Below are 12471 nucleotides of genomic sequence, written 5' to 3'. Positions count from 1 at the left end.
ACAAAATAATCTTATTGGCAAATATACAAATATTGAAGAAATTACTTACTCATCAACAGAAATATTCTCCAATTCATCTTCAATTTCTATATCGTCAAATTCTAATTCCTCGAGTTCTTCAATGGCTTCCTCCTCAAGTTTTGTTTCAGTAGCTTCAAGTGTTTCAGTATTAGCTACTTCAGTCTTTGTAAAAAGAGCTTTATATATGGTTATTGAAAGCGCCATTATGGTTAACAAAAAAGTAAATTGAATAATTTTTTTAACGTTGCCTGATTTTTTTGATAAGTAAAAAGCAATCAGACCAAAAATAAGGGCTGCTATAGCTGGAAAAATAGCCAAATTTGAAATAGGTAAAACAGAAAATATAATTGCCACAACAGATGCAACTAATGCTAAAATTGTAAATAGTTTTTTCATTTATTTAATTTTTTAGTCCTGATACTGATTTTATTTTTAATTCTCCATTTCCTACAGGTATTTTAAATTTACCATAAACAGGAATTTTATTTGCATCAGCCGTTAACCACAAAAAATTACTGTTTTTACCTTGAAGTACATCCGGTTCACTTGAGCCAATAGCTAATTTATAACATTCTTTCTGACCAATAGCTGTTGATATGGTTTCTTTACCTAAAAAGGTAATCTGTCCGTTTATCTCTCTTCTATCAAATATAATAACGAAAGTTTTGGTTGTTCCTTTTACCATGTTTGCAAAATCAAATAACCTGATGTTATACATAGTTGATACAATGTCTTTTGTACCAGCACTAATATTAACCGTTTTGTTTTCTATTTTGTTATTCTTTTTTTTCTGAATCGATTTAACTGTATTTGTTTTATGGCTAAAGGTATATTTCATGTTTTTGTAATAACTACCTTCATTAATGTCTCGATTGTATATGTAGGGCGTTAAATTTTTTGGATTAACATAGCTTTCATATAAATCTCTAATTTTAAAGAAATTATCCCATTTGCTGTATGTGGTAGCAGTACATTTTAGTCTTAAAAGAGTAGCTTTAGAAGTTTTTACTTCACTGGTTTCCATAGTGACTTGTGCTATGTCGGTTAAAATTCCAGACATATTATAGGAAGCCGTATAAACAAGTTTTTCGCCTGAAATGAAGGCATTATTTTGAGCATGTGTGGTTAGTGTAATTAAGAAAGTCAACAAAAGGTGAATACGCTGCATATAAATTTTTTATTTGGGTTATAACGTGTTATTTTACATTTATTGTGCCGAAAAATACAATGCTTTAAATAATTATACTAATTTTTCTTTTCTTAAAGAAAGTGGTTTATTTTGATACCTGATAAATGTCATAGTTTTAGATAATTACGGAAGTTACATTTACTAGATAATTTTGATTTATCTATAGATGAAAACCATTTTGTTACCCACAGATTTTTCAAAGAATTCAATTAATGCCATTAATTATGCGGTGAAATTGTTAGAACATGATACTTGCTCTTTTTACGTAATGAATGTTCAGAAAGCATCATCATTTATTTCTGATGATTTAATGACGGTATCTTCATCTGCAACCATTTACAATACGCTTGTTGATGCTGCAAAACGATCCATCTCGAATATTATTTCTCAGTTGAAAAAAAAGTATAAGAATAAAAGCCACACGTTTTATTCTATTGTTGATTATGACAACTTTATAGATGCAATAAACCAAACCTGTGAAGTGAATAGTGTGGATTTGATAATCATGGGTACCAAGGGCGCCTCGGGTTTAAACAAAATACTTTTTGGAAGTAATACGGTACATGTTATGCAACGGTGTAACGTTCCAGTTTTAGCAATTCCTGACACCTGCAAATTTAAAAAAATTGACACTGTTGCTTTTTCTTGTAGTTTTTCTACATCGTACGCTGCTCAAAGCTTTAAAATATTAATAGACTTAGTTTCAAATTTTAAAGCAAAACTAAAAGTTTTGCATGTGATAGAGGATTACAATTTTGAAGAGAAACGAATCGAGAATATGAATTTCTTTAAAGAAAATTTCATTGAAGTTACCGTGGATAGAAAGCCTTTAGAAGACAAAGATGTTTTTAAAACGATTCATGATTATATAATATCTAATGATGTAAAAATCATTGCGATGCTAAGTAAAAAGCATTCTTTTTTAGAAAGACTATTTTCTAAACATGTCGTTGAGACATTCGCTTTTAAAATTGATATTCCTTTTTTGGTATTAAAGCAACATTGAATAAAACCATAAAGGAATCTAATTGTATTAAAGGGTAAAGTAATGAAAGCAATATGTTGTAATGCAACGTTGTTGAATAATGTAATGCTCAACAAAAAGTAGAATATTTGAGATGGAAACATAAAATTTGTAACATTTTTTGTTTTGATGCGTCAAATAAGTATCAATCAAAACATTACCATCATGAGACAAGACAACCAATTAATCGTTATTACCCATTTAAGCCAATTAATTAGTCTAATTACTGGTTTTGGAAGCTTAATATTGCCATTAGTACTTTGGCTTACACAAAAAGAAAAGGTATATAAAATGGATGACCATGGAAAAAATATAGTAAACTTCCAATTAAGTTTAATTCTTTATTTTATTATATGTATACCGTTAATTTTACTTTTTGGATTAGGCCTATTAGGTTTTTTAATTTTAGGAATCATTTCTATAATATTTCCCATTATTAATGCTATAAAAGCTAGTAATGGAGAAACACCAAAATACCCTTTATCTCTTAATTTTATTAGTTAGTTTAGTTAGAACGAGATAAAACAAAAAGCTCACCATTTGGTGAGCTTTTTTATTTATTAAGGTTTGCAACTAATTGGCGTGTTATTACGGAATCGTAAATAATATTCAGATGTTTTATTTTATTGTCTGCATCAAACTCAAGAATATCTACAACGTCAAATTCAACAAAGGAATTATCAATCAATGTCCAGTTATAATTAAAATAAATAGCTATTTTATTAGAGTCATTGTCTTCGAAAATCCCCTTTAATGTCAATTTAGAATTAGTGGTATCTTCAAATAGTTTTTTATAAAACGTACGCGCTTTTTTTATTCCATAAACAGGAGATGTTACAAGTCCATTTTTACTAAAAAGGGTTATAATATTATCTATCTCATTATGCTCTAAAAAATGAAGATACTTTTGTGCTATCTCTTTTTTATTCATGATTTACGGTTAAAAAGTATAAAAGTCAATAACTTGGGGTTATCGACTTTTATTATAGAACTATTTTTATTAATATTTTTAGTTGTTAAGCATCACTGGCATAACCAACATAGTAATTTGTTCACCTTCATCTAAACCGTCAATAGGTGTTAAAATACCTGCTCGATTGGGCATACTCATTTCTAATTGAACTTCATCAGAACTTAAATTATTCAACATTTCAGTTAAAAAACGAGAATTAAATCCAATTTGGATGTCATCACCTTGATAATCGCATGTTAAACGCTCTTCAGCTTTATTGCTATAATCAATATCTTCAGCAGAGATATTAAGTTCTGCTCCTGCAATTTTTAAACGAATTTGGTGTGTTGTTTTATTAGAAAAAATACTCACACGACGTACTGAATTTAAAAATTGATTCCTGTCTATAACTAATTTATTTGGATTCTCTTTCGGAATAACTGCTTCATAATTTGGATACTTTCCATCAATTAATCGACAAATTAACTCTGAATTTTCAAAGGTGAATTTAGCATTAGATTCGTTGTATTCAATAATCACATCATCTTCGCTAGCAGCCAAAATCCCTTTTAGAAGATTTAATGGTTTTTTGGGCATAATAAATTCTGCAGCTTGATTAGCACTAATATCTTCACGTGTGTATTTTACCAATTTATGAGCATCGGTAGCAACAAAAGTTAAGCCTTGAGTTGAAAACTGAAAAAATACACCACTCATCACAGGACGTAAGTCATCATTTCCAGCAGCAAATATAGTTTTGCTAATAGCCGTAGCCAAAACATCACCTGTTACCACCGTTTTGCTTGGATCTTCAAGTGCAACAGCTTTAGGGAATTCAGCTCCATTAGCATAAGCCAACGCATATTTACCATGATTTGAGCTAATTTCAACGGTATTATTATCCTCAACTACAAAAGTTAGGGGTTGCTCTGGAAAGGTTTTTAAAGTATCTAATAACAAACGCGCTGGTATAGCTACACTTCCTTTACTGTCACTTTCAACGTCTAAGGATGATGCCATAGTGGTCTCTAAATCACTTGCTGATACAGTTAATTTTGTTTTGTCTAATTCAAAAAGGAAATTATCTAAAATAGGTAAGGTGTTGGAGTTGTTAATAACACCACCTAATACTTGTAATTGTTTTAATAAATATGTACTTGATACTATAAATTTCATGCGTTTAGCTTAGTTTTAATTGTAATTATGCTACCTACAAATATATTCCAATCAGTCTATATTTCGAAACAAACTTATTAACATTTAGGAGGCGTATTTTTTCTTTCTGAAGTAATTAAACACAAACCCAAATAGACCTAATAATACTAATGGCAGCACAATGTTTATCAGCTGCCACTTGATTTTTTCCGATGCTATTTTTTGTTGATTTAAAAACGCCACCGTTATTTCTTTTGTACGAATGTTTATAAGTCCATTATCGTCTAGCAAGTAATTAACGGTATTCAATAAAAATTCTTTGTTTCCATAAGTTTGTCCTGTCCATCTATCAAATCCCAATTCTTGTGGAGTGTTTCTAATAACATCGTTTTTTATAATGTCACCATCCGCAATGATTATCATTTTTGTAGAAGGACTTATGTTTTTTTCTTCAGATAGTTTAAAAGGTTTTATACGATTACTGTAAACTGAATTAAATTCACCTTCAAGCAACACAGCAAGCGTTTGATTGCCTTTATTGAAGATTGAAGGGTCTTGTTCCTGTGTCACTAAACTTAAACTGATTTCTCGCGGAGTGCCTTCTAATTTTGTTAAAGGAGCAGTTTCTAAAAGAATCGTTTTTTTAATGTCGTTTTTAAGGGTGTCAATTTGATTTGCAAAATCAAAACGTACTAAATTCAGATTGTTAGTAATGGGATGATTATTTCCTGTAGATGCTAATGGAGAATAAGGCCATCTTAAGTTCTGAAATTGCGAATCGCTACCACTTCCCATGGCCAAAGTAATAGGAGCAGAGTATAGGGTACTTATTATAACTGGATTTATGCGCGCACCATATTTAAAGAAGAAATCCGTTAAATTTAGGTCTCTCGTAATAGCGAAGTTTGACCCTGTATCGTTGTATAAGCTATCTTTTTCAATAGCGACAGCATCAACAAGCCATAAACTTTTACCGCCGTTCATTGTGTACTGATCCAAAACTAATTTTTCTTCTTCGGTAAAAGGCTCTGTTGGTTTCGCCGATATAATTAAATCGAAATTATTTAAATCATTTAATGTTTTTTGTGGGTTAGAGGACACACTATCTAAAGTAAATGGGGCAATAAAATAGTACTCTCCAATTTTCTTTACAAAGTCAGCAATGTATTTATCTTCTAATTGTTTGTTCCCTTTTAAAATAGCGATTTTACGCTTTTTGGGCTGAGTTAGTTTGCTAAATCCGTCTGCAAAAGCGTATTCAAGATGTTGTACGGAGTTGCTAACTAAATCTTGTTGAGAAGCACCTATTTTATTTTTTACTAGCGGAATAATCACCGTTTGATCGTTATAGCTGGCCAAAGCCCATGGAAAAATAATAGCTTGGGAAGACTTCCCGTTTTCCTGAACACTCAATTGCATAGGTGTTAATCCACGTTGTGTTAACTGCCTAATATTCTGTTCACGCGTAGCATCATCTTCTAGCGGGTTAATAAAGTTAAAAATGATATTGCCATTCTTAGATGAAAACTCTTCGAGTAATTGTTTAGCTTCATTTTGCAGTCGTCTAAATTCCGAAGGAAAGTCTTCGCCTTCTAAAAATATATCAATCACAATTGGTGACTCAATATCCTTGATAATATCTATAGCCGATTCACTTAAGGTGTAACGTTTATCTGAAGTTAAATCAAATCGCTTATAAACCTTACTACTAATAACATTTATAGCAATGATAGCTACGATAAGAATTAATATGTGTTTTAGTGTCTTATTCAAAAGTCTGCTCTAATTGATATTGATTTGTTGATTGTACTTTATTGTCTATAAAAACGAGTTCTAAACACTCCTGCATGTTATTTAGCGCACCTGGTTTAAAACCTAAATTGTAATTCCATTTTTCAGGCGAATTCGCTTTAATGCTATCATCCCATCCAAACCATTCAGGTTTTCCTAATACACGTTCTACATCGCTTTTAGTTTTTCCAAAAAACACACTATCCCTAATAATGTTACCACTCATTTCGTAACGTAAAGCGGGCTTTTCTGTCCAAGCTTCAGCATCAAAATATTTCTGGTGATGATAACTACTAAATATATTTAATAAGGGGTAGAACACGTAAAAATAAACAATAGGTGTTAACACCAAACTTATTAAAAAACTTAACCATTTACGTTTATCGATGGTATTTGTAAACAGCCAAACCAATATAAATAGTGCAACTAAAAAAACAATAAATAAGGGTGTATAAATCATCTTTTTTCTTTGTTAATATTTAGTTTCGTTAGTATTAAAAAGAAAACAGTAATGCTTATAAAGTATATAATATCTCTTGTATCAAGAACACCACGACTCATACTTTTAAAATGTGTACTCATTCCTAATTGATTTATAAAATCACTTGAAGTAAAGTCTGCAACTCCCTCAAAACCAATGTAAAACAACAAACAAATAAAAACAGCAGATATAAAAGCAACAATTTGATTATCAGATAATGTAGATGCAAAAACACCAATAGCTGTATAAGCCGCAATTAAAAATAACAATCCAAAATAGGACCCGAGAGTACTTCCCATATCTAAATTACCAATAGGGTTTCCTAATTGGTAAACGGTATACACGTAAATTAAAGTAGGTAATAATGCAATCAAAATTAAAATGAAAGCCCCAAAATACTTTCCAAGTACAATATTTATATGCGAAATAGGCTTTGTAAGCAATAGCTCTAAAGTACCTTGTTTTTTTTCATCTGAAAAACTCCGCATCGTTACTGCTGGAATAAGAAATATTAAAATCCAAGGGGCTAATAAAAAGAATGACGATAAATCTGCAAACCCGAAATCTAAAACATTAAACTCACCTTTAAAAAGCCATAAAAACAATCCATTTAAAACTAAAAAAATAGCAATGACTAAATAGCCTATTGGAGACGCAAAAAATGAATTGATTTCTTTTTTTAAAATTGCTAGCATTAATTTAATTAAAAGTTAAATAAGTTTTTTATTCGGTTTACTCTAAATGAATTTTTATTATTCAAGCTTCTCAAGTCTTTCAACGCTCCATGCTTTAGCTGGTTTGCTAAAAAGCGGTTTTGTTTTAGACCAGACATTATAAAATAGTTTCGATTTTCTATAAAGCTCTAAATGCTCTTCATTATCCCAATGGCTGTAAGTAAAAAATACAGTTGGGTCGTTTTTATCTCTATACAGTTCCAATAATTGACAACCTTCAAAATTTCTTATTTGTTGTTTGGATTCATTAAAATTTGAAAGAAAGCTTTCAATATTTTGTTTGTAAAATCCCATTTTTACTATTCTAATCAGCATATTTTTTAATAATCATTTGCTTTTGAAACATCTTCAGGTACCTCTATACCTTTTGGAATGATAGGTGTTGAAATAAAATGCACACTTATAGCATCCATCAAACCTAACCCTAAAAGAGTTGACGCACTTCCAACGGTTTCACTATTACTTTTATAAACTGCAATTTCTAAAAAATTGCCAGAATTAAAAACCACGAGTCGTCTACCTTCATCATGTCTTTTATTTTCAGGAATTTCAAAATTAACAATATCACTGTACTTTTGGTATATTTTTTTAAAGGTATAGTTGCGTGCTGAAATTTCAAAATCTCTCCCTTTTTGAATGGTTTCAAAAAAGCTTCGTTTTATGTTAGTTACCACATTACCATAATTATCTATGTAAATAACACTGCCTATTATTTGAGTTTTATCATCATTTACATAAGGCACGATGTTCTTAATGGGTTTAATTTCAGAAATCGTTTTACCTATAACGTCTAAAGTTCCACCACGCGCAATATGGCACGCCACTTTTACAAATACATCTAGAACAGGAAAACTGGTTTGTATTTTATCGTGTATGTTAATTTCAACTATCTTTTCGGGTGCAATTTCAGAACATATCATGCTCATAATACCATTGTTGGCACAAATAAAATAGTGTCCATCCAACTTAATGGCAATATGTTTATTCTCAGGATTTATTTCGGAATCAATACCAATGATATGAATCGTTCCTTTAGGGAAACTCGGGTATGCATTTTGAATAATATAGGCAGCCTCAGGAATATTAAACGGCGAAACAGAATGCGAGATATCAACAATTTTAACATTGGGAAGCTCACTATAGATAGCGCCCTTTGTTGCGCCAGCAAAGTGATCTTTTTCTCCAAAATCTGTTGTTAATGTTATTATCGCCATTGGCAAAATTGTTGATATGTTTTTAACGCTAGGTCACCCAAATTTGGTATTTTTGAGTTTTAACAAACCTACATAAAATTTTCGTTTTCATTTTTATGTTTTCCATGAAAAATATGTAGTGTTATCAACAGTATTTTTTAAAATATCAATGTAAACATAAATTAAATTTACGCCTTTGAACGAAATTAGTATCGAACTTGAAGAAATTACTCCGAAAGAGTTTTTTGGAGCCCAAAACGCCAATATTGAACTTCTTAAACAATACTTCCCAAAACTTAAAATTGTAGCTCGTGGAAATAAATTAAAAGCCTTTGGAGATGAAGACCTCCTAGAGGAGTTTGATCGCCGTATTACCATGCTTTTAGCACATTTTGCTAAATACAATAAACTGGATGAAAATGTTATTGAACGTGTTTTAACAAGTCAAAGTAGTGACGACTATACAACCTCGAAACAAAGTGGCGAGGTTATAGTACATGGTGTTGGTGGTAAATTAATTAGAGCACAAACAGCAAACCAACGCAAGTTGGTGGAGAGTATGCGTAAAAACGATATGGTTTTTGCTATTGGACCAGCTGGTACAGGTAAAACCTATACGGGAGTTGCTCTAGCGGTTCAAGCCTTAAAAAATAAAGAGGTTAAGCGTATTATTTTAACGCGTCCAGCGGTAGAAGCAGGGGAGAACTTAGGGTTTTTACCAGGGGATTTAAAAGAAAAGTTAGACCCATATATGCAGCCATTGTATGATGCATTACGTGATATGATAGCAGCTGAAAAACTAGCGCATTACATAGAAAACGGAACGATTCAAATTGCACCCTTAGCCTTTATGCGTGGACGTACCTTAGATAATGCTTTTGTGATTTTAGATGAAGGCCAAAACACGACCCATGCGCAGATGAAGATGTTTTTAACCCGTATGGGAAAAAATGCGAAGTTTTTACTAACAGGTGATCCTGGGCAAATAGATTTACCACGCAGAACCATTTCGGGTTTAAAAGAGGCATTACTAATTTTAAAGAATGTTGACGGTGTAGGTATGATATTTCTAGATGATAAAGATGTAATACGCCACAAATTAGTTAAAAAGGTTATTGAAGCTTATAAAAGCATTGAAAACAGAGAGTAAATGAGTAACACCATAATAGATACCAATTTTAATTTTCCGGGACAAGTAAGTGTTTATAAAGGGAAAGTAAGAGAAGTTTATAATATAAATAACGAGCAATTAGTTATGATTGCTACCGATAGGTTATCAGCTTTTGATGTGGTGATGCCCAAAGGCATTCCTTATAAAGGGCAAATACTAAACCAGATTGCTACTAAAATGATGGCAGCTACTGAAGATTTGGTTCCTAATTGGCTAACTGCAACTCCAGACCCTAATGTAGCTGTAGGGTATTTGTGCGAACCCTTTAAAGTTGAGATGGTTATTCGTGGATATATGAGTGGTCATGCTGCGCGTGAGTATAAAGCAGGTAAACGTATACTTTGTGGTGTGCCTATGCCAGAAGGTATGAAAGAGAATGATGCATTTCCAACACCAATTATTACTCCAGCAACCAAAGCGGAGATGGGAAATCACGATGAAGATATCTCTCGCGAAGACATTTTAAAGCGTGGTATTGTAAGTGAAGTAGATTATGCAGTGCTTGAAGATTACACACGAAAGTTATTCCAACGAGGTTCAGAAATTGCGGCTATTAGAGGACTTATTTTAGTAGACACTAAATACGAATTTGGGAAAACAAAAGACGGAAAAATTGTTTTGATAGACGAAATACACACTCCAGATTCTTCACGATATTTTTATGCTGACGGGTATCAAGAACGTCAAGAGAAGGGTGAACCACAAAAACAGTTAAGTAAGGAGTTTGTACGCCAATGGTTAATAGCTAATAATTTTCAAGGCTTAGAAGGACAAACGGTACCTTTTATGAGTGACGATTACATTGAAACCGTTAGCGAACGCTATATAGAATTATACGAAAACATTACTGGCGAAACCTTTATTAAAGCAGATGTTAGTAATATTCAAAAACGTATTGAAGCGAATGTTTTAAAGTATTTAAAGTAAATAGTATAGTTAGAGCGATTTCTAATTTACATACATATATAAACTAAAAAAGACCTAATAATTAGGTCTTTTTTTGTGCTTTTTCTTGGTTCTAAAGATTTAAAAAATCTTACTTTAAAATCATAAACTGTTTTTTCTTTTTACCATCACTCGTCATTATAAAAGTGTCGTTTTCATAAGTCCCGTAAAATGGTACGTAGTAGGTATTTCCACTATTATCTTGTATTTTGTTATACGATACTTCGCCATTTGAAGTATATACAAAGTCATAAAGTGCTGACGATTCAAATATACCTTTAGATACTTTAGTTCGTCCATCTTTTTTCTCGAGAAGGTTCTTTCCAGAATTTAAAATAACATGCAAATCGTCTCCTTTTAAAAATGCATTGTATGAAGGACTGGTCGATTTTTTAAATACACTTCTTCCCCAATTTAATTCACCCTGAGCATCAAACTTCAAAATTAATATATCGTCATAATGAGGTGTTGTAACCATAGTAACACCATAACCAGTAGATACGTAGGTTTGAGTTACATAAAAGGCTTCCGCCAATACGTAGGTATTGCCGTTGGTGTCCTTTAAAACATAATCGACATAAAAGTTAGACAGTTCTTTATCCTTTTTGTTATCGGCTTTATCTTCGCCATATAAGTCTTCGTAGATTTCTATGGGTAGCTTATAAATCTTTTTAGACTTTACAGCAAAAGCATCCATATCGATAATAAAATTACATCCACCTTTTATTTTAAAGACATTTTTTTCTGAATAAAAGCCTAATAAATTAAGTTGATTTGATACCATTGATATGTTTAACGACAAAATATGTTCTTCTGCCAAATCAATAGTAATTGCATTCGTATCTGCTTGTGATAATTTGTTTAACACAAACTGGTAATTGGCTTCTCCATTCTTTTTTTCTGAACGCCCTTTAATATATAATTTCCCGAGTGAATAAACCGTTGCATCATTATCTATAGCTAAATCGTTATGCTGAAAAAAGCGTTCTTCATGTTCTTGATACGCTTTTTCAAAAACCAACTCTAAATTTGAAGCATTAAAAACCCTTACGGTATAAGAATTTGCATTTTTCTTGATATTATCTGTGGCAACCGCAAAATAATTGCCGTTTGGAGACATCGCAAAACTAGTTTGACGCTTATTACCTCCAGAAAAAAGCTCCTGACTTTTTTCTACAGTGGTTTCAAAAAGCTTTTCTTTAGTAGCTGTTTTGTTTTGTAAATTAAACGTGTGGCAATACACAATGCGTTCTGTTTTTTCGGGAGCGTAAACCGTAAAAAATTTAATTTCATCACCATAAAAAACCTCTCCAACAAATGTTTCTTTTCTGTCACTGTCTATGGTTTTTGAAAACACTTTGTTGAGATTAGCATCAAAAATATCGAACAGAATATCTTTTTTGCTATCTCTAACAACACCAGTAAAACCAGTGCTAGTAGTATGGATGGCGAGAATATCGTTAGCCGTAACCTCGTCATTATATTCGGCGCTTTCTATAATTTTTAATGTTGTTTGATTTTGTGCCGAAACAAAATTATACAACAGCAACCCTAAAGAGAGTAAAATCAGTTTTTTCATGTTAAATTCATTAAAAATTCGACCGAAAGTACGAAAAAAGAGTATCCATTTTACAAGCTGTAAATAATTTATTTTAAGGTGGAATTTTTATGTTTTTTGGAAGTTGCGCTTATCGGTATTGTATATGGTTTGTTGTGTGGTTAAGCAACTAAGTTAACAAATAAAAACCGAATAGAAAATCCGCAAGGATTTTCGTAAGTAGGCTAGGACCAAGCAATAAATTATATACAGTGTTG

General features: G+C 31.7%; 14 protein-coding genes. 4 read left to right on the top strand and 10 right to left on the bottom strand.

Annotated elements, in window-relative coordinates; all coding sequences use genetic code 11:
• Positions 1 to 45: 45 nt before the first annotated feature.
• Both L3X39_RS14360 and L3X39_RS14355 read right to left on the bottom strand, forming a co-directional pair.
• Complete coding sequence (locus tag L3X39_RS14360) at positions 46 to 417, bottom strand: FUSC family protein (RefSeq protein WP_237232557.1); 372 nt, start codon at positions 415 to 417, stop codon at positions 46 to 48.
• Between the two features lie 4 nt (positions 418 to 421).
• The gene (locus L3X39_RS14355) at positions 422 to 1189 is read right to left on the bottom strand and encodes a DUF3108 domain-containing protein (RefSeq protein ID WP_237232556.1); all 768 of its coding nucleotides are present in this window, start codon (positions 1187 to 1189) and stop codon (positions 422 to 424) included.
• A gap of 187 nt (positions 1190 to 1376) precedes the next feature.
• On the opposite strand from L3X39_RS14355, the gene L3X39_RS14350 reads away from it, so the two are divergent.
• Together L3X39_RS14350 and L3X39_RS14345 are read left to right on the top strand one after the other, a co-directional pair.
• Positions 1377 to 2216, top strand: a complete 840-nt coding sequence (locus L3X39_RS14350) for a universal stress protein (protein WP_237232555.1) — start codon at positions 1377 to 1379, stop codon at positions 2214 to 2216.
• Between the two features lie 183 nt (positions 2217 to 2399).
• Entirely contained in the window at positions 2400 to 2738 is a 339-nt protein-coding gene (locus tag L3X39_RS14345) for a DUF4870 domain-containing protein (RefSeq protein ID WP_237232554.1), read from the top strand.
• Positions 2739 to 2787: 49 nt separating this feature from the next.
• Here L3X39_RS14345 and L3X39_RS14340 read toward each other — a convergent pair whose 3' ends face one another.
• The 7 genes from L3X39_RS14340 to L3X39_RS14310 form a co-directional block, all read right to left on the bottom strand.
• A complete protein-coding gene (locus L3X39_RS14340) occupies positions 2788 to 3165 on the bottom strand; it encodes a nuclear transport factor 2 family protein (RefSeq protein WP_237232553.1) in 378 nt (125 codons plus the stop codon).
• A 78-nt stretch (positions 3166 to 3243) separates the two neighbouring features.
• Positions 3244 to 4362, bottom strand: a complete 1119-nt coding sequence (gene dnaN / locus L3X39_RS14335; protein WP_237232552.1) for a DNA polymerase III subunit beta — start codon at positions 4360 to 4362, stop codon at positions 3244 to 3246.
• 84 nt (positions 4363 to 4446) lie between these two features.
• Positions 4447 to 6114 carry a gliding motility-associated ABC transporter substrate-binding protein GldG gene (gldG, locus tag L3X39_RS14330; protein ID WP_237232551.1) on the bottom strand — a complete coding sequence of 556 codons (1668 nt, stop codon included), beginning with the start codon at positions 6112 to 6114 and terminating at the stop codon, positions 4447 to 4449.
• A complete protein-coding gene (locus L3X39_RS14325) occupies positions 6107 to 6592 on the bottom strand; it encodes a hypothetical protein (protein ID WP_237232550.1) in 486 nt (161 codons plus the stop codon). The genes gldG and L3X39_RS14325 overlap by 8 nt, the downstream gene beginning before the upstream one ends.
• Entirely contained in the window at positions 6589 to 7308 is a 720-nt protein-coding gene (gene gldF / locus L3X39_RS14320; RefSeq protein ID WP_237232549.1) for a gliding motility-associated ABC transporter permease subunit GldF, read from the bottom strand. Before gldF ends, L3X39_RS14325 begins: the two co-directional genes overlap by 4 nt.
• A 57-nt stretch (positions 7309 to 7365) precedes the next feature.
• Entirely contained in the window at positions 7366 to 7662 is a 297-nt protein-coding gene (locus tag L3X39_RS14315; RefSeq protein WP_237232548.1) for a putative quinol monooxygenase, read from the bottom strand.
• Positions 7663 to 7667: 5 nt separating this feature from the next.
• Positions 7668 to 8561 (bottom strand): SAM hydrolase/SAM-dependent halogenase family protein, encoded by an 894-nt coding sequence (locus tag L3X39_RS14310; RefSeq protein ID WP_237232547.1) that lies wholly within the window; start codon positions 8559 to 8561, stop codon positions 7668 to 7670.
• 175 nt (positions 8562 to 8736) lie between these two features.
• On the opposite strand from L3X39_RS14310, the gene L3X39_RS14305 reads away from it, so the two are divergent.
• The gene (locus L3X39_RS14305; protein WP_237232546.1) at positions 8737 to 9690 is read left to right on the top strand and encodes a PhoH family protein; all 954 of its coding nucleotides are present in this window, start codon (positions 8737 to 8739) and stop codon (positions 9688 to 9690) included.
• Positions 9691 to 10638 carry a phosphoribosylaminoimidazolesuccinocarboxamide synthase gene (locus tag L3X39_RS14300; protein ID WP_237232545.1) on the top strand — a complete coding sequence of 316 codons (948 nt, stop codon included), beginning with the start codon at positions 9691 to 9693 and terminating at the stop codon, positions 10636 to 10638. It abuts the gene before it with no gap.
• Between the two features lie 109 nt (positions 10639 to 10747).
• Here the strand turns inward: L3X39_RS14300 and L3X39_RS14295 are convergent, their stop codons facing one another.
• Complete coding sequence (locus L3X39_RS14295) at positions 10748 to 12235, bottom strand: hypothetical protein (protein WP_237232544.1); 1488 nt, start codon at positions 12233 to 12235, stop codon at positions 10748 to 10750.
• Positions 12236 to 12471: the final 236 nt, after the last annotated feature.

The sequence above is a fragment of the Flaviramulus multivorans genome (assembly GCF_021728415.1).
GTDB lineage: Bacteria > Bacteroidota > Bacteroidia > Flavobacteriales > Flavobacteriaceae > Sabulilitoribacter > Sabulilitoribacter multivorans.
This window is presented reverse-complemented; position numbering and strand designations above follow the sequence as displayed.